The sequence below is a fragment of the Lactococcus sp. FSL K6-0773 genome (genome assembly GCF_038006485.1).
Taxonomy (GTDB): Bacteria; Bacillota; Bacilli; order Lactobacillales; family Streptococcaceae; genus Lactococcus; species Lactococcus lactis.
On the sequence record NZ_JBBOVF010000001.1, the window covers coordinates 1,857,123 to 1,877,587 of the forward strand.

The 20,465-nt window shown below is 39.9% G+C and carries 15 protein-coding genes, 9 tRNA genes and 4 rRNA genes; 22 read left to right on the plus strand and 6 right to left on the minus strand.

Going from position 1 to position 20,465, the window contains the following annotated elements:
- The first annotated feature begins 33 nt into the window (after nucleotides 1-33).
- The 6 genes from rrf (MHB61_RS09150) (at nucleotide 34) to MHB61_RS09175 (ending at nucleotide 3,112) form a co-directional block, all read left to right on the plus strand.
- Nucleotides 34-149 (plus strand): 5S ribosomal RNA (gene rrf / locus MHB61_RS09150).
- 9 nt (nucleotides 150-158) lie between these two features.
- A tRNA-Glu gene (locus MHB61_RS09155) sits at nucleotides 159-230 on the plus strand.
- 36 nt (nucleotides 231-266) lie between these two features.
- Nucleotides 267-340: transfer RNA gene (locus MHB61_RS09160), tRNA-Asn, on the plus strand.
- Nucleotides 341-435: 95 nt separating this feature from the next.
- Nucleotides 436-1,377: a TIGR01212 family radical SAM protein gene (locus MHB61_RS09165; RefSeq protein ID WP_003132720.1), complete on the plus strand. Its 942-nt coding sequence runs from the start codon at nucleotides 436-438 to the stop codon at nucleotides 1,375-1,377.
- A 130-nt stretch (nucleotides 1,378-1,507) separates the two neighbouring features.
- On the plus strand, nucleotides 1,508-2,098 hold the full coding sequence (locus tag MHB61_RS09170) for a tRNA (mnm(5)s(2)U34)-methyltransferase (protein WP_003132719.1): 591 nt from the start codon (nucleotides 1,508-1,510) through the stop codon (nucleotides 2,096-2,098).
- A gap of 126 nt (nucleotides 2,099-2,224) precedes the next feature.
- Nucleotides 2,225-3,112, plus strand: coding sequence for a GRP family sugar transporter (locus MHB61_RS09175; protein WP_003132622.1), 888 nt, complete (start codon nucleotides 2,225-2,227; stop codon nucleotides 3,110-3,112).
- Nucleotides 3,113-3,186: 74 nt separating this feature from the next.
- Here MHB61_RS09175 and MHB61_RS09180 read toward each other — a convergent pair whose 3' ends face one another.
- Nucleotides 3,187-4,494, minus strand: a complete 1,308-nt coding sequence (locus tag MHB61_RS09180; protein WP_003129871.1) for a serine hydrolase — start codon at nucleotides 4,492-4,494, stop codon at nucleotides 3,187-3,189.
- Between the two features lie 327 nt (nucleotides 4,495-4,821).
- Here MHB61_RS09180 and rpsL point away from each other — a divergent pair, with 327 nt between their 5' ends.
- The 4 genes from rpsL to purR all read left to right on the plus strand — a co-directional run bounded on the left by rpsL (nucleotide 4,822) and on the right by purR (nucleotide 9,281).
- Nucleotides 4,822-5,235 carry a 30S ribosomal protein S12 gene (gene rpsL / locus MHB61_RS09185; RefSeq protein WP_003129874.1) on the plus strand — a complete coding sequence of 138 codons (414 nt, stop codon included), beginning with the start codon at nucleotides 4,822-4,824 and terminating at the stop codon, nucleotides 5,233-5,235.
- An 18-nt stretch (nucleotides 5,236-5,253) separates the two neighbouring features.
- Nucleotides 5,254-5,721, plus strand: a complete 468-nt coding sequence (rpsG, locus tag MHB61_RS09190) for a 30S ribosomal protein S7 (RefSeq protein WP_003129876.1) — start codon at nucleotides 5,254-5,256, stop codon at nucleotides 5,719-5,721.
- A 264-nt stretch (nucleotides 5,722-5,985) separates the two neighbouring features.
- The gene (gene fusA / locus MHB61_RS09195; protein ID WP_003129877.1) at nucleotides 5,986-8,115 is read left to right on the plus strand and encodes an elongation factor G; all 2,130 of its coding nucleotides are present in this window, start codon (nucleotides 5,986-5,988) and stop codon (nucleotides 8,113-8,115) included.
- 350 nt (nucleotides 8,116-8,465) lie between these two features.
- Complete coding sequence (purR, locus tag MHB61_RS09200) at nucleotides 8,466-9,281, plus strand: pur operon repressor (RefSeq protein WP_004254356.1); 816 nt, start codon at nucleotides 8,466-8,468, stop codon at nucleotides 9,279-9,281.
- Nucleotides 9,282-9,330: 49 nt separating this feature from the next.
- Here purR and lepB read toward each other — a convergent pair whose 3' ends face one another.
- The 4 genes from lepB to MHB61_RS09220 all read right to left on the minus strand — a co-directional run bounded on the left by lepB (nucleotide 9,331) and on the right by MHB61_RS09220 (nucleotide 12,742).
- Nucleotides 9,331-9,957, minus strand: coding sequence for a signal peptidase I (lepB, locus tag MHB61_RS09205; protein ID WP_004254359.1), 627 nt, complete (start codon nucleotides 9,955-9,957; stop codon nucleotides 9,331-9,333).
- 11 nt (nucleotides 9,958-9,968) lie between these two features.
- On the minus strand, nucleotides 9,969-10,847 hold the full coding sequence (gene rnhC, locus MHB61_RS09210; RefSeq protein WP_004254365.1) for a ribonuclease HIII: 879 nt from the start codon (nucleotides 10,845-10,847) through the stop codon (nucleotides 9,969-9,971).
- A gap of 144 nt (nucleotides 10,848-10,991) precedes the next feature.
- Nucleotides 10,992-11,663, minus strand: coding sequence for an ABC transporter ATP-binding protein (locus MHB61_RS09215; RefSeq protein ID WP_004254370.1), 672 nt, complete (start codon nucleotides 11,661-11,663; stop codon nucleotides 10,992-10,994).
- Nucleotides 11,664-11,671: 8 nt separating this feature from the next.
- Entirely contained in the window at nucleotides 11,672-12,742 is a 1,071-nt protein-coding gene (locus MHB61_RS09220) for an ABC transporter permease (RefSeq protein WP_170959130.1), read from the minus strand.
- Nucleotides 12,743-13,111: 369 nt separating this feature from the next.
- Here MHB61_RS09220 and rplM point away from each other — a divergent pair, with 369 nt between their 5' ends.
- The 12 genes from rplM to MHB61_RS09280 all read left to right on the plus strand — a co-directional run bounded on the left by rplM (nucleotide 13,112) and on the right by MHB61_RS09280 (nucleotide 19,855).
- A complete protein-coding gene (gene rplM / locus MHB61_RS09225) occupies nucleotides 13,112-13,558 on the plus strand; it encodes a 50S ribosomal protein L13 (RefSeq protein ID WP_010906417.1) in 447 nt (148 codons plus the stop codon).
- 19 nt (nucleotides 13,559-13,577) lie between these two features.
- A complete protein-coding gene (rpsI, locus tag MHB61_RS09230) occupies nucleotides 13,578-13,970 on the plus strand; it encodes a 30S ribosomal protein S9 (RefSeq protein ID WP_004254378.1) in 393 nt (130 codons plus the stop codon).
- A gap of 408 nt (nucleotides 13,971-14,378) precedes the next feature.
- Nucleotides 14,379-15,925, plus strand: a 16S ribosomal RNA gene (locus tag MHB61_RS09235).
- Between the two features lie 93 nt (nucleotides 15,926-16,018).
- Nucleotides 16,019-16,091 (plus strand) — tRNA-Ala (locus tag MHB61_RS09240).
- A 138-nt stretch (nucleotides 16,092-16,229) separates the two neighbouring features.
- A 23S ribosomal RNA gene (locus tag MHB61_RS09245) occupies nucleotides 16,230-19,130 on the plus strand.
- 83 nt (nucleotides 19,131-19,213) lie between these two features.
- Nucleotides 19,214-19,329 (plus strand): 5S ribosomal RNA (gene rrf / locus MHB61_RS09250).
- Together the 16S, 23S and 5S rRNA genes with 7 tRNA genes alongside form the textbook arrangement of a ribosomal RNA operon.
- 3 nt (nucleotides 19,330-19,332) lie before the next feature.
- Nucleotides 19,333-19,405: transfer RNA gene (locus MHB61_RS09255), tRNA-Val, on the plus strand.
- A gap of 35 nt (nucleotides 19,406-19,440) precedes the next feature.
- Nucleotides 19,441-19,521 (plus strand) — tRNA-Tyr (locus MHB61_RS09260).
- Between the two features lie 6 nt (nucleotides 19,522-19,527).
- A tRNA-Trp gene (locus MHB61_RS09265) sits at nucleotides 19,528-19,598 on the plus strand.
- 10 nt (nucleotides 19,599-19,608) lie between these two features.
- Nucleotides 19,609-19,681: transfer RNA gene (locus tag MHB61_RS09270), tRNA-His, on the plus strand.
- Nucleotides 19,682-19,687: 6 nt separating this feature from the next.
- Nucleotides 19,688-19,759 (plus strand) — tRNA-Gln (locus tag MHB61_RS09275).
- Between the two features lie 12 nt (nucleotides 19,760-19,771).
- Nucleotides 19,772-19,855: transfer RNA gene (locus tag MHB61_RS09280), tRNA-Leu, on the plus strand.
- A 131-nt stretch (nucleotides 19,856-19,986) separates the two neighbouring features.
- On the opposite strand, the gene MHB61_RS09285 is transcribed toward MHB61_RS09280, so the two are convergent.
- On the minus strand, nucleotides 19,987-20,280 hold the full coding sequence (locus MHB61_RS09285; protein ID WP_003131256.1) for a hypothetical protein: 294 nt from the start codon (nucleotides 20,278-20,280) through the stop codon (nucleotides 19,987-19,989).
- Nucleotides 20,281-20,465: the final 185 nt, after the last annotated feature.

Below are 20,465 nucleotides of genomic sequence, written 5' to 3' on the forward strand. Positions count from 1 at the left end.
TTAGTTTTGAATGTTCAAGGTAACATTTAATGATTTGGTCATCATTGCGATGGAGATACACCTGTTCCCATGTCGAACACAGAAGTTAAGTCCATCTACGGCGGAAGTACTTGGGGGTTGCCCCCTGGGAGATAGGCGAGTGGCCAAGTTGAAAGTATGGTCCGTTGGTCAAGGGGTTAAGACACCGCCTTTTCACGGCGGTAACACGGGTTCGAATCCCGTACGGACTATATTATTAAAACTCGGGGAACCGAGTTTTATGTTATTGCGGATTAGCTCAGTTGGTAGTAGCGCATGACTGTTAATCATGATGTCGTCAGTTCGAGTCTGACATCCGCAGCTTTTAAGGGACCTACGGGTCTCTTTTTTTATTATAAATGTAGAAAATGTTTAAGAAATATTGATATAATTTGATAAACGGAGAGATGATATAGAATGCAAAAGAGATATACAACTTGGAATGAATATTTGCGAACCAATTTTGGTGAAAAAATATTTAAAGTTCCTATTGATGCTGGTTTTGACTGCCCTAATCGGGATGGTACGGTTGCTCATGGTGGATGTACTTTTTGTACAGTATCTGGTTCAGGGGACATGATTTTGGAGCCAGAAGCTCCAATTGCGGACCAATTTGCTGCCGAAGTGGCTCAATTTCATAAAAAGTGGCCTGGAGTGAAGAAATATATTGTTTATTTTCAAAATTTCACTAATACTCACGCCCCTGTTGAAGTACTGAGAGAGCGTTTTGAACAAGCGGTAAACCAACCAGATGTTGTAGGTATTTCAATTGGTACTCGTCCTGACTGTTTACCAGATGACGTTGTAGATTACTTGGCAGAATTAAATCGTCGAATGGAAGTTTGGATTGATTTGGGTCTGCAGACAACTTATGAAGAAACATCAGATTTGATTAATCGAGCTCATGATTATGAAACCTATGTAGATGCGGTGAAGCGATTGAGGGTTCATAATATTAATGTTTGTACTCACTTAATCAATGGTTTACCTGGTGAAACTAGTGAGATGATGTTAGAAAATGTTCGAAGAATGGTTTTAGATTCTGATATTCAAGGTGTGAAATTACATTTACTTCATTTGATGAAGCAAACTCGTTTGCAACGTGATTATCATGAAGGAAAATTACAGCTGATGTCGCAAGAGGAATATGTAAAAGTGATTTGTGACCAACTAGAGATGATTCCAAAAGAAATTGTTATTCATCGTTTAACAGGAGATGCTCCGCGGGATTTAATTATTGGACCTATGTGGTCTTTAAAAAAGTGGGAAGTTTTGAATAGTATTGATGCTGAAATGGAACGGCGAGGAAGTGTTCAAGGTTGTAAAGATGTTCGGATTAGTGATCTAATTACATTTTAACTGACAGGAGGTGAATTTTTATTCATCTCTTTTTTATTGAATTTGGTGTTATAATAGGAAAGAAATTGAAAATCTGTCAGTAAAACTGAAATTGGTATATAAAAATAATTAGAAAGTGATGAGGAAATAAATGTTAAAACAGTTAGAAATGGCTCACTGGATGTTGAAAGATATCATCAAAACTAATGATGTTGTGGTGGATGCAACGATGGGGAATGGTTATGATACTCAATTTTTAGCGGAATTAGGGGCGAATGTATATGCTTTTGATGTGCAAGAAGAAGCGCTAAATGCAACTGAAAAACGTTTAGATGATGCTGGAATAAAGAATCAAATATTTGAAAAAAATCTCTCGAATTTACTGACAGAGCCGTCAGTAAATCTAGTTTTGTCTGGTCATGAAAAGCTTTCTGAATATGTCAAAGAGCCAATCAAAGCAGCTATTTTTAATCTTGGATATTTACCAAAAACTGATAAAAGTGTGGTTACAAAAGCTGATACCACTTTGACTGCTCTAGATGCTTTGACTAATCAGTTAGTTGTAGGTGGAAGAATTGCGATTATGATTTATTACGGTCATGAGGGGGGAATGGAAGAAAAAGATGCCGTTATTAAGTGGACTTCTAGTTTGCCACAAAAGGACTGGGAAGTGACTTCTTATGCACCTCTTAACCAAATTCATACGCCGCCAATTTTAGTCCTAATCGAAAAAAGAAAATAAATTTACTTGAATAGTTATGAATCTTATGTATTCTTTTATCTCTTGTTTTTTCCAAAAAAAAGAGTAAAATAGAGAAATGCTTATTTTTTTAAGTAAAAAAACTATTTTAAAGAGGTAAATATACACATGCAAGGAGTTCTTCTCGCGCTTGTTCCAATGTTTGCTTGGGGTTCTATCGGATTTGTAGCTAATAAATTTGGTGGTGATGCTAAACAACAAACACTTGGAATGACTTTGGGCGCTTTTGTTTTTGCACTTATTGTTTTCTTATTCCGCATGCCAACGTTGACATGGCAAATTTTCTTAATTGGATTTATTGGTGGATTGCTTTGGGCAATTGGACAATTTGGTCAGTTTAATTCAATGAAATACATGGGTGTTTCAGTAGCAAGTCCACTTTCATCAGGAAGTCAATTAGTAATTGGTGGATTGATTGGGGTTTTTGCTTTCCACGAATGGACAAAACAAATTCAATTTATTCTCGGATTTATTGCGATGGCTGTTTTGGTAGTTGGTTTCTATTTCTCAGCTAAACGTGACCCAGAAAATGCAGTTGTTGAAGAAGGACGTAATTATACTAAAGGATTGACTGCTTTAACTTACTCAACTTTAGGATATGTTATCTATGTTATTCTTTTCAATAACTTAGCAGTACTTTGGTTCAATGTTCATTTTGATACATTGACAATTATCTTGCCAATGTCAGTTGGAATGATTTTTGGAGCACTTGTGATGGGTCGTTTCAAAATTAAAATGGAAAAATATGTTTATCAAAATATGATTGTTGGAGCAATGTGGGGTGTAGGTAATATCTTTATGCTTATGGCTGCAAGCGCTGCTGGTAACGCAATTGCCTTTTCATTCTCGCAATTAGGTGTCATCATTTCAACTATTGGAGGAATTCTCTTCCTTGGTGAAAAGAAAACCAAAAAAGAATTGGTTTATGTTGGAATTGGGATTGTTCTATTCGTAACAGGTGCAATTTTACTTGCAATTGTAAAATCTAAAGGATAATAAAAAAGCTGTCAGTAACTTGACGGCTTTTTTTTATAAGCTAATTTACTTACAGCTTTTCTGTCAGTAAAATTTTAGAGTTTTTCATTAACGAAATTTACAAAATGATTCCAAAAAACCTTTGGAGCGCTACTACGGGGGACAGTTTTCTTGGCAACCAATGGAATTTGCTCCGCTGTACAATTTGGAAGATAGCCTAAACTATCCTTTACTGTAGTAGAAAGTGTGACAAGTTTTTGGTTTTTAGTCACAGTTGCTTCAACTGAGGCTGTTTTTTTCTTACTGAATTTGACTGTCAGTGATTTTGTATCTGCACTACCATCTGTAGCATAAGGAACAACGGGAGTGATATTTTGTGGAGCAACGAGTTGAACAGATTTTTCTTTTCCATCAGTCACAGCAATTTCTTTAAAATCATCTAAGGATTTATTTTTTTGCACAAGACTGGTCGTACGCCAATGACCATAAACATAGTTCATCAGTTGATTTGTGAGGGTGAAAGGAGTTGAGTTGTCAGCAGCAGGATCTGTAGCTTCTAAAACAACCGTAATGATTCTAAAACCGTTTTGATTTGTTGTTCCAGCAAAACAGTCAATTTGAAAACTTGTTGAACCTGTTTTCAAGCCATCCACACCAGTTCTTGAAGTAGAAAAACCACTAAGCATTTGATTGGTATTAGTTAAGGTCATCTTTGCTTCATTGCCGGTATCAAAAGGAATTTCTGTTTTTTTAGTGATTTGAAGAATTTCTGGAAAATCTTGAATAAGATGATAACTAAGTGTTGCTACAGCCTTTGCGCTCATTGTGTTTGTTGCTGAGGCACCAGACCCTGGATAAATATGACCGTTTAAATCATCATTTGGTAAGCCAGAAGCATTGACGAGATGGCTGTCAGTAATTCCCCAGTCTTTCATTTGTTTTGTCATCATATCAACAAATTTTGGTTCTGAACCAGCAATTTTTTCAGCTAAAGCGACAGCAGCAGAATTTGCTGACGGAAGAAGTAAAGCATTCAATAAATCTTTGACAGTATATTGACCATTTTGAACAAGGGGAATATTGGAAGCATTAGAATTTTGAGTTAATTCATAAGCATAATCTGAAATAGGAACTTTAGTATTCCAAGTCAATTTATTTTCAGCTACATTTTTGTAAACTAAATAGGCTGTCAGTAATTTTGTGATAGAGGCAATACGAGTGCTTGCATCATCAGCATTTTGCGCGTATAAAATTTTACCACTTGAGGCATCAATAGCAATTGCTGATTTAGCAGCAACTGTAAAATCATTTGTCGTTGGAGTCGTAGCAGCACTGACAGAAAAGCCCGAAAGGACTGACAGACTAATCAGGAAACTACAAAAAATAATTGCAATTTTTTTCATGACTCGATTATACCATAGTCTATTCGTAAGGTACAATAGATTCAAAACTTGATAGATAATTAAATAGTTTTATTTTTTCAAAATCAATTCTAAAAAATAGATTGACAATTGTTATAAAAAATGATATTATATTAAACGGTACTTTTTACTTTGGACTCTCAGGAGAACTTGTATAAGTTGCTAAACTTCTTGTCAGAACTTGGCTTAAGCGACCATATACTGACTAAAAAATTGGCGATTCGCCATCCAATAAAAAGAAAGGAATGCTTTTGTATTTCTCATCGCTTCGCATAAAAATGTGGAAAAATACAAAAAGCAGACAGTAAAATGCCTACAATTAACCAATTGGTACGCAAACCACGTCGTGCTCAAGTGACTAAATCTAAATCACCAGCAATGAACGTTGGCTACAACAGCCGTAAAAAAGTACAAACTAAACTTGCAAGCCCACAAAAACGTGGAGTAGCAACTCGTGTTGGTACTATGACTCCTAAAAAACCTAACTCAGCGCTTCGTAAATTCGCGCGTGTACGTCTTTCAAACCTTATGGAAGTAACAGCGTACATCCCAGGTATCGGACACAACCTCCAAGAACACAGTGTTGTACTTCTTCGTGGTGGACGTGTAAAAGACCTTCCAGGGGTACGTTACCATATCGTTCGTGGTGCACTTGATACAGCAGGTGTCGCTGACCGTAAACAAAGCCGTTCTAAATACGGTGCTAAAAAACCAAAAGCTTAAGAAGGGAGATAAGTAAGAATGCGTAAAAATCGTGCCCCAAAACGTGAAGTTTTGGCAGATCCAATGTACAACTCAATCGTCGTAACTCGTCTTATCAACCGCGTTATGCTTGATGGTAAACGTGGTGTTGCGGCTCAAATCGTTTACGGTGCCTTCAAACAAATTGAAGAAGCTACTGGAAACAACCCACTCGAAGTCTTCGAAACTGCTATGGAAAACATCATGCCAGTTCTTGAAGTTCGCGCTCGTCGTGTCGGTGGTTCTAACTATCAAGTCCCAGTTGAAGTTCGTCCAGAACGTCGTACAACTCTTGGACTTCGTTGGTTGGTAACAATCGCTCGTAACCGTGGTGAACACACAATGCAAGATCGTCTTGCAAAAGAAATCTTGGATGCAGCTAACAACACAGGTGCAGCAGTCAAAAAACGTGAAGATACTCACAAAATGGCTGAAGCTAACCGTGCGTTCGCTCACTTCCGCTGGTAAAATCTATTTGCGTTGCGGCTGCTTCGTCAGAAGAACCCTCGCGTACTCTAGTACGCTTCGGAACCTTCTTTCTCGCTTCTGCTTAGCAAATAAATTTTACGATCAGTCTTAAAGATTGTAAAGTAACATCGAATTGATGTAAAAACGAACATTACCGGGCTTGGGCTCCTCGCCTGCTCGGTTTTGTTTTAATTTTTTAACATTAATTTGATACAATAAAACTAATGAGAAATTCTCATGACTAAAATCAAATAGGAGAACAAAATGGCTCGCGAATTTTCACTTGCTAATACACGTAATATCGGTATCATGGCCCACGTCGATGCTGGTAAAACAACAACAACTGAACGTGTTCTTTACTACACTGGTAAAATCCATAAAATCGGTGAAACTCACGAAGGTGCATCACAAATGGACTGGATGGAGCAAGAACAAGAACGTGGTATCACAATCACATCTGCAGCAACAACTGCTGAATGGAAAGGTAACCGCGTAAATATCATTGACACACCAGGTCACGTGGACTTCACAATTGAAGTACAACGTTCACTCCGTGTTCTTGATGGTGCTGTTACCGTTCTTGATGCTCAATCAGGTGTTGAACCACAAACAGAAACTGTATGGCGTCAAGCGACTGAATACGGTGTTCCACGTATCGTTTTTGCTAACAAAATGGACAAAATCGGTGCTGATTTCTACTACTCACTTTCTACTTTGGGAGATCGTTTGGGTGCTAATGCTCATCCAATCCAAATTCCAATTGGTGCAGAAGATGACTTCATCGGTATCATTGACTTGGTAACTATGAAATCTGAAATCTATACTAACGACCTTGGTACAGATATTAAAGAAACTGTTGTAGGTTCAGACGAATTTAACGCTGAATTGGCAGCTTTGGATTTCAATGCTGAAGAATACACAGAACTTGCAAATGAATGGCGTGAAAAACTCATCGAAGCAATTGCTGATTTCGATGAAGATATCATGGAAAAATATTTTGCTGGTGAAGAAATTCCAGAAGCAGAACTTAAAGCTGCTATCCGTAAAGCAACAATCAATGTTGACTTCTACCCAATGCTTGCTGGTTCAGCCTTCAAGAACAAAGGTGTTCAAATGATGCTTGATGCAGTTATTGACTACCTTCCAAGCCCACTTGATATCCCTGCTATCCAAGGTGTTAACCCTGATACAGACGAAGAAGACGAACGCCCAGCTTCAGATGAAGAACCATTTGCAGCTCTTGCTTTCAAAATCATGACTGACCCATTTGTTGGACGTCTTTCATTCTTCCGCGTTTACTCAGGTACACTTGATGCTGGTTCATACGTTTTGAATACTTCAAAAGGTAAACGTGAACGTATCGGACGTATTCTTCAAATGCACGCTAACACTCGTAAAGAAATCCAAACAGTTTATGCTGGGGATATCGCTGCTGCTGTTGGTTTGAAAAATACGACAACTGGTGACTCATTGACAGATGAAAAAGCTAAAATCATCCTTGAATCAATTGAAGTTCCAGAACCAGTTATCCAATTGATGGTTGAACCTAAAACTAAAGCTGACCAAGATAAGATGGGTGTTGCCCTTCAAAAATTGGCTGAAGAAGATCCAACTTTCCGTGTTGAAACAAACCCAGAAACTGGTGAAACAGTCATCTCTGGTATGGGTGAACTTCACTTGGACGTTCTTGTTGACCGTATGAAACGTGAATTCAAAGTTGAAGCAAATGTTGGTGCGCCTCAAGTTGCTTACCGTGAAACATTCCGCGCTGGAACTTCAGCACGTGGATTCTTCAAACGTCAATCAGGTGGTAAAGGTCAATATGGTGACGTATGGATCGAATTCACACCTAACGAAGAAGGCGCTGGATTTGAATTTGAAAATGCTATCGTCGGTGGTGTCGTTCCTCGTGAATTCGTACCAGCCGTTGAAAAAGGTTTGGTAGAAACTATGGCTAACGGTGTCCTTGCTGGATACCCAATGGTTGACATTAAAGCTAAACTTTATGATGGTTCATACCATGATGTCGATTCATCAGAAACTGCCTTCAAGGTTGCCGCTTCTCTTGCAATGAAAGAAGCTGCTAAAACTGCGAAACCAGCAATTCTTGAACCAATGATGAAAGTTACAATCACTGTTCCTGAAGAAAACCTTGGAGATATCATGGGTCACGTGACTGCTCGTCGTGGTCAAGTTAACTCAATGGAAGCTCATGGTAAATCACAAATCGTTAATGCTTTCGTTCCACTTGCTGAAATGTTCGGTTACGCAACTACTCTCCGTTCATCTACACAAGGACGTGGTACTTTCATGATGGTATTTGACCACTATTCAGACGTACCTAAATCAGTACAAGAAGAAATTATTGCTAAAAACGGCCGTAACGCTGACTAAGCTTTAATTTTAATAATATGAGATAACCTGTCAGTACTGACAGGTTATTTTTTTACTGACAAGATTTTCTTTGGTTTAGTTTCACTTTATCTTGACTTAATGAACCATTAAGTCAGTGAAGCTATAATATATTTATTCCAAAAAAATTTTTTCATAACTTTACTCCTAAAAGTGAAAAAGCAGTATCTAAGTGATACTGCTTTTTTTATTTTCATTTTAAAATGAAACGTTACTGACAGAAAAATATTTTATGAATCCGAAATCTGTCAGTAAAATTGTTTCATGTGAAACTTGAATGTTCGGAAATGCCATGCTATAATAAGCTTATCAAATAGGAGATGAGATAATAAATGAAAAGAAACGAACGTTTAGTTGATTTTACAAATTTTTTAATTAATCATCCCAATCAAATGCTAAATTTAAATGAATTAAGTAAACATTATGAGGTAGCCAAATCATCTATCTCAGAAGATTTAGTATTTATCAAACGTGTTTTTGAAAACCAAGGAGTAGGTCTGGTTGAAACTTTCCCAGGTAGCCTTGGAGGAGTTCGGTTTACGCCTTACATTACTGACGAACGTTCGTTGGAAATGAGTCAGGAAATTGCTGAACTTTTACGTGAAGAAAATCGAATTTTACCTGGAGGATATATTTATCTGTCAGATATTTTAGGCACTCCATCAAATCTTCGTAAAATCGGTCAAATTATTGCTCATGAGTATCATGAAAAGCAAGTTGATGTCGTCATGACTATTGCCACAAAAGGGATTCCAATTGCTCAGTCAGTTGCTGAGATTCTAGATGTCCCTTTCGTAATTGTTCGTCGTGACCCTAAAGTGACCGAAGGAGCAACACTTAATGTAAATTATATGTCAGGCTCAAGCTCTCGTGTTGAAAATATGACTTTATCCAAACGGAGTCTTTCAATTGGTCAAAATGTTTTGATCGTTGACGACTTCATGAAAGGCGCAGGAACAATCAATGGAATGAGAAGTCTTGTTCATGAATTTGATTGTTTACTTGCCGGTGTTGTCGTCTTTCTTGAGGGACCTTTTAAAGGAGAACGATTGATTGATGACTATAAATCAATCTTGAAAGTTGATCGAATTGACATTGCTAACCGCTCAATTGATGTTCAATTGGGAAATATATTTAATGACAAATAAAAAAGTTACTGACAGGACATTCTGTCAGTAACTTTTTATATTTATTTACTTAAAAGAAAGAAATTTTGCTGAGTGGCCACACTCGTAATTTCGCTTCACCAACAATTGCTGAACGTTTGAAAGTTCCAACTGCGCGACTATCTTGAGAAACTACCCGATTATCTCCCATCAGGAAGTATTGTCCCTCAGGAACTTTTACTGTAAAGGTTGGATTACCAGTGCTGTCAGTGGTAAATGCTTTGGTACTTTGAGCTAAACTAACAAACAAACTGCGGTTTTGTTCACTGAGTGCATTTGTTAAAGGATACTTACCGTAAGTTTTTTCCAACTGACCGTCAGCAAGTTGCTTTTGGTAATCTTTGAGATAATTTTCTGGATAAACTTTGTTATTGATTGTGAGTTGGTCGTGGTCGAATTTTATAGTATCTCCAGGCATTCCAATGACACGTTTCACGATATCTTTAGTTGAACCATCGGCTGTTTCTTCTTTGGCAACAACAATATCAAAACGATTAATGGTTGATTTTCTTACAATAACCAGACGTTCCTTGTCAGCTAAAGTTGGGTCCATTGAATGACCATCCACAACAACAAGTGACCAAAGAAAGACACGTGAGAGAAGAATAGCGATAATTATAAAGAGAAATAATCCCCACTCTTTTAAAAATTTCATCATAATTTTACTTTCTATAATTGAGCGATTTTAATCGCTTTTTGTGTATTAGCAAAATGAAGTTTTGCTAACTGATTCAGAGCATCAACTCCCTGACTTTTGATAATTTGTGCTGCAATTTTGTCAGATAAATTTCCTGCTCCACTGGGTAACGTGAAACCTGATTCTTTAGATAATTTTTTTAGATTTTCTAAAAAAAGATAACGAGAAATAATTGAACTGACAGCAACAGCCAGAAACTGATCTTCAGCTTTTGTCAGTAAAGTTACCTTTGTCAGCGGATGATTTTGCTCTTTATTAACATATTTTTTATAATTTGCTTCCGTTGTGAAAGCATCAATAACAATATTTTCAGGCTTATGACCTAATTGTTTTTCAAGAAGATAAATGGCTTGATTATGCAGAGCAACTTTAATGCTGACAGCGTTATAACCAGAAGCAATCACCTCATTATACTTGGCAGGTTCAACCACTAAAGCAACATGTGGAATTCTATCAATCAATTTTGGAGCAATTTGACAAATTTTTTCGTCAGTTAATTTTTTAGAATCGGCGACTCCAATTTCCTTTAGAAAATTCAAGTTTTCTTCAATGACAAAACTAGCAGTAACCATTAAACCACCAAAATATGACCCGTTGCCCACCTCGTCAGTCCCAATAAGATTTGTTTGTTTTTGAGGAACGACTTGAGCAATATGACCAAAGTCACTCGCTAATTTTTCAGCCTCGTTTCCTTGAAAAACAACTTTTCCAGAAGTATAAACCGAGATAGAAGTTTTCCCAACCTTGGCAAAAAAAGTGATGTAAGGATTTTTGGAAACTTGCTCATAAGATTTGTATTTCTCAGCGAGCTGTTGGCGTTCTTTAGTCTCTAATTTTAGAACAATATTCATAAGAACATTCTACCATAAATTAGCTATTCTAGAATAAGAATCCGACCATTTATTAAAAATAATTTCTTATTAGAATCTATTATAGCAAACATGTTGTAAAATAATGAAAAAAGTCTTCATATTCTAAATATGAAGACCTCAAAGTTAGTCAACTTTCTCACTTAAACGCCCATCTTCCATCAGATAAACTTTGTCACAATAATCAACCAAACGTAAATCATGAGTGACCATAATTGTTGCCTTATTTTTTTCTTTTGCTTCCTTAGCTAATATTTTAACCACTTCATAAGCTTTTTCAGTATCCAAACTTGCGGTCGGTTCATCAGCCAAAATGATTGTAGGGTCATTATATAAAGCACGAACAATAGCTACCCGTTGGCGTTCTCCACCAGAAAGTTCCTCAGGATATTTATCCACCAATTTTTCAAGCCCTAAACGCTTGAGTAAGTCTAAGCCTGCTCTATTTTCTTTTGCCTTATTTACCTTGTCAACCAATTGAAGTTGTTTCTTAACCGTTAAGAATGGCACGAGATTAGAAGCTTGTAAAATAAAACCAATTTCTTCAAAACGAACCTTAGCGCGTGCTTTCTCCTTTTTTTCATTTAAAGCTCGGCCATTAATCCAAATTTCCCCAGAAGAAGGACTTTGCAGTCCGCCGGCAATAGTAAGTAAGGTACTTTTTCCAGAACCTGAAGGCCCAATGATTGCCACAAACTCACCCTTATCAACAGAGAAATTAGTTTCTTTTAAAGCCTCTATTGTTTCATCCCCATCCTTAAAAGATTTTTTGACATTTTTTAATTCAATAGCTTTCATTATTTCTCCTATCCAATCGCTTTTAGTGGATCAATTTTGACAATTGCTCTGACAGAGAACAAAGCGCCCACAATTGCAACCACAATCATTAAAAGGGTAATCACTCCAAAGAAGAGGAGATTTGTTTGAAAAGGAACAGCTTCCGGTAAAATTAACGCAGAACCTAAAGTGGCTAACAAACCAATTAATACACCACTAAAAGCTAAAATAAAAGTTTGAGCAATGACAGAATTACTAATAAAGCGACTGGAAATTCCCTGAGCCTTCATTACACCAAAAATCGCTATTTTTTGCATTGTCAGAACATAAATAAAGATTCCAATGACAACCGCAGCAATAACCACTAGAAAGCCAATCATGAAACCAAAGGTCAAAACTTGTGCACTATAACCAGGAAGTTTATCTATAAATTTACTGATAGATAATTTTTGGAGCCCTTTAGGCTGTTGGCTAATTTTTCCGCGCGTGACGATAGCATTGTAAGTAGTTTTAGGTTGAAAATTGGAATTTGAACCATAACGAATTTGTTGGAAAGTATCTAAAGAAGTATAAAGCACAGGTGAAATATTAAATTTAGCACTATCTGTAAAACCAACAATAGTCAATACTTCATTATTGGTTGCTAATTTAATTTTATCACCAAGTTTATAATCATATTGATTTTTAAAACTAATATCAGCTACTACCTCGCCCTTATTTTTAAAATCCCTCCCTTCAATAATATTGGGATTTAAAAATTCATTTGAATTAATTCCAAAAAAACTGACATTATTTTTTTTACTTTCATCATTGGCATCATAAATAATCACAGCAGTTTGAGCGAGAACAGCCTTTTCTTTCGCCTTCACCTGACTGGCAATATCTGAATCAATCATTGACATATTGAGAGAATCATTGGCTTTCTCAGATAAAAAAATATCAGTTGCTTTCCATTTATCAACTGCCATTCTATTTTCTTGAGCCAAACCATAGGCCAAACCAGATAAGAAAAATACAAGATAGGAAATCAAAAACATGACACCAATTACGAGAGCATATCTTAATTTTGAATGTTTAATTTCATTAATTGCTAAAAACATCATCGAGCTCCTATTTTCTATATAAATCCCCAAAATTTCTGAGGACTAACTGAATAAAAGGACTTGTATTATATAAACCCCTTTTAAAAAAGTCTATCATAGTTCAAATGGAAATGCTGCCATAATGCTTGTAGCAAAAACCACAAAGAAACATTTGAAAAGATATAAAACTAAAAAATACATAATCCACGAAAAGAAGTAAATAAAGGGGATATAATCCCTAAAATGTCTTGACAAACCCAGGAATAATATGATATGATGATAAACGGTATTGTTTACCCCATTTTTGTGGCCCCGGAAACCCAAAAATACTTTGCAGGACTCTTACACCTGCTGTAAACAAATTCTAGTAAAAGGAAAATAACCAAAATGATGAAAACTACATTCATGGCTAACGCTCAAAACGTTGACCGTAAATGGTACGTCGTCGATGCAACTGATGTTCCTCTTGGACGTCTTTCTGCAGTTGTCGCAAGCGTACTTCGCGGAAAAAACAAACCAACATACACACCACATACTGATACAGGTGATTTCGTAATCGTTGTTAACGCTGAAAAAATCAAATTGACTGGTAAAAAAGCAACTGATAAAGTATATTACTCACACTCACTTCACCCAGGTGGATTGAAATCAGTTACTGCTGGTGAACTCCGTGAAAAAAATGCTGTACGTTTGATTGAAAAATCAGTAAAAGGTATGCTTCCACACAACACACTTGGACGTGCTCAAGGCATGAAACTTAAAGTGTTTGTTGGTGCAGAACACACACATACAGCTCAAAAACCTGAAGTCCTTGACATCACAGGTTTGATTTAATCAGGAAGGAACGAACATAATGGCACAAGTACAATATGCCGGCACAGGCCGTCGTAAAAATGCAGTAGCACGCGTACGTCTCGTACCTGGTACTGGTAAAATCACAGTTAACGGACGTGAAGTAGAAAGCTACATCCCACACGCAGACATGCGTCTCGTTATCAACCAACCATTTGCAGCTACACAAACAGAAGGTAGCTACGATACACTCGTAAACGTAAATGGTGGTGGTGTATCAGGTCAAGCAGGAGCTATCCGTCACGGAATCGCTCGTGCATTGCTCCAAGTAGACCCAGACTTCCGTAGTGCTTTGAAACGCGCTGGACTCCTTACACGTGACGCCCGTATGGTTGAACGTAAAAAACCAGGTCTCAAAAAAGCCCGTAAAGCATCACAATTCTCAAAACGTTAATATTATTCATATATCAATGTTTAAAACACTTCCATACGGAAGTGTTTTTTTTGTATTAAATTTACACCTAGAAAATTTGTAAATTCTCTCTTACGATATCCAAAGGGTAAAATAATAAACCCAAAAATTACATTTTCTATAAAAAATGTACATTAGAGAACATGACAACCGTGGGATTTTCCGGATGTAAGATAAAAAAAGGTATAAAAGTCACAGTTAATTCTTGACAAGTTTAGTTAGGTTTGATAGAATATAATAGTTGTCGCAAGAGACGAGAGTCTTGAAGCGATAAGCTAGACCATTGAAAACTGAATAAAGAAGAATGACTCATGTGATGTAGTAAGATACATCAAAAATCTGTCAATCAATAATGAAAGACAAGCCAGTCACTAAGGTGACTTAAATACTTTATTTGAGAGTTTGATCCTGGCTCAGGACGAACGCTGGCGGCGTGCCTAATACATGCAAGTTGAGCGCTGAAGGTTGGTACTTGTACCAACTGGATGAGCAGCGAACGGGTGAGTAACGCGTGGGGAATCTGCCTTTGAGCGGGGGACAACATTTGGAAACGAATGCTAATACCGCATAAAAACTTTAAACACAAGTTTTAAGTTTGAAAGATGCAATTGCATCACTCAAAGATGATCCCGCGTTGTATTAGCTAGTTGGTGAGGTAAAGGCTCACCAAGGCGATGATACATAGCCGACCTGAGAGGGTGATCGGCCACATTGGGACTGAGACACGGCCCAAACTCCTACGGGAGGCAGCAGTAGGGAATCTTCGGCAATGGACGAAAGTCTGACCGAGCAACGCCGCGTGAGTGAAGAAGGTTTTCGGATCGTAAAACTCTGTTGGTAGAGAAGAACGTTGGTGAGAGTGGAAAGCTCATCAAGTGACGGTAACTACCCAGAAAGGGACGGCTAACTACGTGCCAGCAGCCGCGGTAATACGTAGGTCCCGAGCGTTGTCCGGATTTATTGGGCGTAAAGCGAGCGCAGGTGGTTTATTAAGTCTGGTGTAAAAGGCAGTGGCTCAACCATTGTATGCATTGGAAACTGGTAGACTTGAGTGCAGGAGAGGAGAGTGGAATTCCATGTGTAGCGGTGAAATGCGTAGATATATGGAGGAACACCGGTGGCGAAAGCGGCTCTCTGGCCTGTAACTGACACTGAGGCTCGAAAGCGTGGGGAGCAAACAGGATTAGATACCCTGGTAGTCCACGCCGTAAACGATGAGTGCTAGATGTAGGGAGCTATAAGTTCTCTGTATCGCAGCTAACGCAATAAGCACTCCGCCTGGGGAGTACGACCGCAAGGTTGAAACTCAAAGGAATTGACGGGGGCCCGCACAAGCGGTGGAGCATGTGGTTTAATTCGAAGCAACGCGAAGAACCTTACCAGGTCTTGACATACTCGTGCTATTCCTAGAGATAGGAAGTTCCTTCGGGACACGGGATACAGGTGGTGCATGGTTGTCGTCAGCTCGTGTCGTGAGATGTTGGGTTAAGTCCCGCAACGAGCGCAACCCCTATTGTTAGTTGCCATCATTAAGTTGGGCACTCTAACGAGACTGCCGGTGATAAACCGGAGGAAGGTGGGGATGACGTCAAATCATCATGCCCCTTATGACCTGGGCTACACACGTGCTACAATGGATGGTACAACGAGTCGCGAGACAGTGATGTTTAGCTAATCTCTTAAAACCATTCTCAGTTCGGATTGTAGGCTGCAACTCGCCTACATGAAGTCGGAATCGCTAGTAATCGCGGATCAGCACGCCGCGGTGAATACGTTCCCGGGCCTTGTACACACCGCCCGTCACACCACGGGAGTTGGGAGTACCCGAAGTAGGTTGCCTAACCGCAAGGAGGGCGCTTCCTAAGGTAAGACCGATGACTGGGGTGAAGTCGTAACAAGGTAGCCGTATCGGAAGGTGCGGCTGGATCACCTCCTTTCTAAGGAATATATACAAAGACATGAGCATTCAACTTTATTCAGTTTTGAGGGGTTTAGTGATAAACCTAAGCAAGAATCAAATTCTTGATTGTGGGGCCTTAGCTCAGCTGGGAGAGCGCCTGCTTTGCACGCAGGAGGTCAGCGGTTCGATCCCGCTAGGCTCCATTGTCAGACAAGACGTTAAAATCACTTGAACATTGAAAACTAAATAACAATATCTAATAACGATAAATAAACCAAAAGCTGTGAATTTTAAAGAATTTACAAACTTATACTTGAAAAACGATGATTATAAATCATCATGGCAAAGTTAATAAGGGCGCACGGTGGATGCCTTGGCACTAAGAGCCGATGAAGGACGTGACTAACGACGATATTCTAGGGGGAGCAGTAAGTACGCATTGATCCCTAGGTCTCCGAATGGGGAAACCCAGCTGCTACTAGCAGTTATTCATGAGTGAATACATAGCTCATGTAAAGGTAACGCAGAGAACTGAAACATCTAAGTACCTGCAGGAAGAGAAAGTAAAAACGATTTCGTAAGTAGCGGCGAGCGAACGCGAAGAAGGGCAAACCAAGAAGCTTGCTTCTTGGGGTTGTAGGACTGCAACGTGGACTTAAGCATTATAGTCGAATAACCTGGGAAGGTTAATCAAAGAGGGTAATAATCCCGTAGACGAAATAGCGCTTATACCTAGCAGTATCCTGAGTAGGGCTGGACACGCGAAATCCAGTTTGAATCCGGGAGGACCATCTCCCAACCCTAAATACTCCTTAGTGACCGATAGTGAACCAGTACCGTGAGGGAAAGGTGAAAAGAACCCCGAGAGGGGAGTGAAATAGCACCTGAAACCGTGTGCCTACAAGAAGTTCGAGCCCGTTAATGGGTGAGAGCGTGCCTTTTGTAGAATGAACCGGCGAGTTACGTTATGATGCGAGGTTAAGTTGAAGAGACGGAGCCGTAGGGAAACCGAGTCTGAATAGGGCGACTTAGTATCATGATGTAGACCCGAAACCTAGTGACCTATCCATGAGCAGGGTGAAGGTGTGGTAAGACGCACTGGAGGCCCGAACCAGGACACGTTGAAAAGTGTTTGGATGACTTGTGGATAGCGGAGAAATTCCAAACGAACTGGGAGATAGCTGGTTCTCTCCGAAATAGCTTTAGGGCTAGCGTCGAAATGTAAGTGTATTGGAGGTAGAGCACTGTTTGGGTGAGGGGTCCGTCTAGGATTACCAATCTCAGATAAACTCCGAATGCTAATACACATGTTCGGCAGTCAGACTGCGAGTGCTAAGATCCGTAGTCGAAAGGGAAACAGCCCAGACCAACAGCTAAGGTCCCAAAATATATGTTAAGTGGAAAAGGATGTGGGGTTGCACAGACAACTAGGATGTTAGCTCAGAAGCAGCTATCATTCAAAGAGTGCGTAATAGCTCACTAGTCGAGTGACCCTGCGCCGAAAATGTACCGGGGCTAAACATATTACCGAAGCTTTGGATTGATATTTTATCAATGGTAGGAGAGCGTTCTTAACCGCGATGAAGGTATACCGTGAGGAGTGCTGGAGCGTTAAGAAGTGAGAATGCCGGTATGAGTAGCGCAAGATAAGTGAGAATCTTATCCACCGTAAGACTAAGGTTTCCAGGGGAAGGCTCGTCCGCCCTGGGTTAGTCGGGACCTAAGGCGAGGCCGAAAGGCGTAGTCGATGGACAACTGGTTGATATTCCAGTACTAGATATGATCGTGATGGAGGGACGCAGTAGGCTAAGAGATGCCAGTTAATGGATTCTGGTCTAAGCAGTGAGGTGTGAGATGTGTCAAATGCATTTCTCTTTAACATTGAGCTGTGATGGGGAAGCAACTACGGTTGCGAACTCTCTGATGTCACACTGCCAAGAAAAGCTTCTAGCGTAAAGTCATATCTACCCGTACCGCAAACCGACACAGGTAGTCGAGGCGAGTAGCCTCAGGTGATCGAGAGAACTCTCGTTAAGGAACTCGGCAAAATAGCCCCGTAACTTCGGGAGAAGGGGTGCTGGTGTAAAAGCCAGCCGCAGTGAATAGGCCCAAGCAACTGTTTATCAAAAACACAGCTCTCTGCTAAACCGCAAGGTGATGTATAGGGGGTGACGCCTGCCCGGTGCTGGAAGGTTAAGAGGAGTGCTTAGACGTAAGTCGAAGGTATGAATTGAAGCCCCAGTAAACGGCGGCCGTAACTATAACGGTCCTAAGGTAGCGAAATTCCTTGTCGGGTAAGTTCCGACCCGCACGAAAGGCGTAATGATTTGGGCACTGTCTCAACGAGAGACTCGGTGAAATTTTAGTACCTGTGAAGATGCAGGTTACCCGCGACAGGACGGAAAGACCCCATGGAGCTTTACTGTAGTTTGATATTGAGTACCTGTAAGTCATGTACAGGATAGGTAGGAGCCATTGAAATAGGGACGCTAGTTTCTATTGAGGCGTTGTTGGGATACTACCCTTGACTTATGGTTACTCTAACCCGCTGGCATAATCGGCCAGGGAGACAGTGTCTGACGGACAGTTTGACTGGGGCGGTCGCCTCCTAAAGAGTAACGGAGGCGCTCAAAGGTTGGCTCAGATTGGTTGGAAATCAATCGTAGAGTGTAAAGGTAAAAGCCAGCTTGACTGCGAGAGCTACAACTCGAGCAGGTAGGAAACTAGGACTTAGTGATCCGGTGGTACCGCATGGAAGGGCCATCGCTCAACGGATAAAAGCTACCCTGGGGATAACAGGCTTATCTCCCCCAAGAGTTCACATCGACGGGGAGGTTTGGCACCTCGATGTCGGCTCGTCGCATCCTGGGGCTGTAGTCGGTCCCAAGGGTTGGGCTGTTCGCCCATTAAAGCGGCACGCGAGCTGGGTTCAGAACGTCGTGAGACAGTTCGGTCCCTATCCGTCGCGGGCGTAGGTAATTTGAGAGGATCTGTCCTTAGTACGAGAGGACCGGGATGGACTTACCGCTGGTGTACCAGTTGTTCCGCCAGGAGCACGGCTGGATAGCTATGTAGGGAAGGGATAAGCGCTGAAAGCATCTAAGTGCGAAGCCCACCTCAAGATGAGATTACCCATTCGTAAGAATTAAGAGCCCAGAGAGATGATCTGGTAGATAGGCTGGAAGTGGAAGAGTTGCGAGACTTGGAGCGGACCAGTACTAATCGCTCGAGGACTTTACCAAAAGAGTCAAATATAATATGCTTATGGTTTAAAAGTTAGAAGAATTGTTATTTAGTTTTGAATGTTCAAGGTAACATTTAATGATTTGGTCATCATTGCGATGGAGATACACCTGTTCCCATGTCGAACACAGAAGTTAAGTCCATCTACGGCGGAAGTACTTGGGGGTTGCCCCCTGGGAGATAGGCGAGTGGCCAAGTTTTGGGAGTTTAGCTCAGCTGGGAGAGCATCTGCCTTACAAGCAGAGGGTCAGCGGTTCGATCCCGTTAACTCCCATTGGTTGTTTCAGCCATTAAGTGAATAAAGAGTTTGGAAGGGTAGCGAAGAGGCTAAACGCGGCGGACTGTAAATCCGCTCCTTCGGGTTCGGGGGTTCGAATCCCTCCCCTTCCATAGAAAACGGGCATCGTATAAAGGTAGTACAAAGGTCTCCAAAACCTTTAGTGTGGGTTCAATTCCTGCTGCCCGTGTTTCATTATGGCGGATGTGGTGAAGTGGTTAACACACCGGCTTGTGGCGCCGGCACTCGCGAGTTCGATCCTCGTCATCCGCCTTTTAATGGGGTATAGCCAAGCGGTAAGGCAAGGGACTTTGACTCCCTCATGCGTTGGTTCGAATCCAGCTACCCCAGTTGTTATGTTTCGCCGAAGTGGCGGAATAGGCAGACGCGCCAGACTCAAAATCTGGTTCCTTCACGGGAGTGCCGGTTCGACCCCGGCCTTCGGCATAACATAAAAGCTAACATGCCTATTGTTAGCTTTTTTTATATAATTAATTGGATTATTTTATAGTTAATAAAAAACTACTGAAAATTATTGAATTCAGTAGTTTTTTGTTATATTAAATGCGTTTTTAAAATCAGGAAAAGCGTAAAGCCTGAACTGAGAAGCTTGCTCCAGCAATGATAAAAATATAGCCAATAATCAAGGATTTGAGAATATTTCCGTCGCCATGAACGATTAGAGGAATCAAAAATCCTGCTAAGCACAGAATTGGGGTCCATGTTCTAGTTGCTAGATTATGCCAAGCTAAATAGAAAATTAATAGTGAAAGAATCGTCCCTACAGCTAGAAGTAAAATCAGTAGTGTAGAGTTGATTGCTGTTAAATTCCCATTTATCCAGAAGACACCATGTTTTAGTATCTCATCCACCTTTCCTCGGTAAGTCCCATCTATATCATACCTTTGCCAATCTACTTTAAAAAATGTGTGGTTAAAAATAATATAAGTGATGGTAATAATTAGTGAAAGGATAGAATATAGTAATAAGATCCATCTTTTAATATTATTTGGTTTGTTTATAAAATTTTTCATAGTTCTCCTTTTTACATTATTTT

What these genes read in the sequence shown, in the direction of transcription:
- MHB61_RS09165 (WP_003132720.1), top strand. Translation starts at nt 436, where the DNA reads ATGCAAAAGAGATATACAACTTGGAATGAATATTTGCGAACCAATTTT.
- MHB61_RS09170 (WP_003132719.1), top strand. Translation starts at nt 1,508, where the DNA reads ATGTTAAAACAGTTAGAAATGGCTCACTGGATGTTGAAAGATATCATC.
- MHB61_RS09175 (WP_003132622.1), top strand. Translation starts at nt 2,225, where the DNA reads ATGCAAGGAGTTCTTCTCGCGCTTGTTCCAATGTTTGCTTGGGGTTCT.
- MHB61_RS09180 (WP_003129871.1), bottom strand. Translation starts at nt 4,494, where the DNA reads ATGAAAAAAATTGCAATTATTTTTTGTAGTTTCCTGATTAGTCTGTCA.
- rpsL (WP_003129874.1), top strand. Translation starts at nt 4,822, where the DNA reads ATGCCTACAATTAACCAATTGGTACGCAAACCACGTCGTGCTCAAGTG.
- rpsG (WP_003129876.1), top strand. Translation starts at nt 5,254, where the DNA reads ATGCGTAAAAATCGTGCCCCAAAACGTGAAGTTTTGGCAGATCCAATG.
- fusA (WP_003129877.1), top strand. Translation starts at nt 5,986, where the DNA reads ATGGCTCGCGAATTTTCACTTGCTAATACACGTAATATCGGTATCATG.
- purR (WP_004254356.1), top strand. Translation starts at nt 8,466, where the DNA reads ATGAAAAGAAACGAACGTTTAGTTGATTTTACAAATTTTTTAATTAAT.
- lepB (WP_004254359.1), bottom strand. Translation starts at nt 9,957, where the DNA reads ATGATGAAATTTTTAAAAGAGTGGGGATTATTTCTCTTTATAATTATC.
- rnhC (WP_004254365.1), bottom strand. Translation starts at nt 10,847, where the DNA reads ATGAATATTGTTCTAAAATTAGAGACTAAAGAACGCCAACAGCTCGCT.
- MHB61_RS09215 (WP_004254370.1), bottom strand. Translation starts at nt 11,663, where the DNA reads ATGAAAGCTATTGAATTAAAAAATGTCAAAAAATCTTTTAAGGATGGG.
- MHB61_RS09220 (WP_170959130.1), bottom strand. Translation starts at nt 12,742, where the DNA reads ATGTTTTTAGCAATTAATGAAATTAAACATTCAAAATTAAGATATGCT.
- rplM (WP_010906417.1), top strand. Translation starts at nt 13,112, where the DNA reads ATGATGAAAACTACATTCATGGCTAACGCTCAAAACGTTGACCGTAAA.
- rpsI (WP_004254378.1), top strand. Translation starts at nt 13,578, where the DNA reads ATGGCACAAGTACAATATGCCGGCACAGGCCGTCGTAAAAATGCAGTA.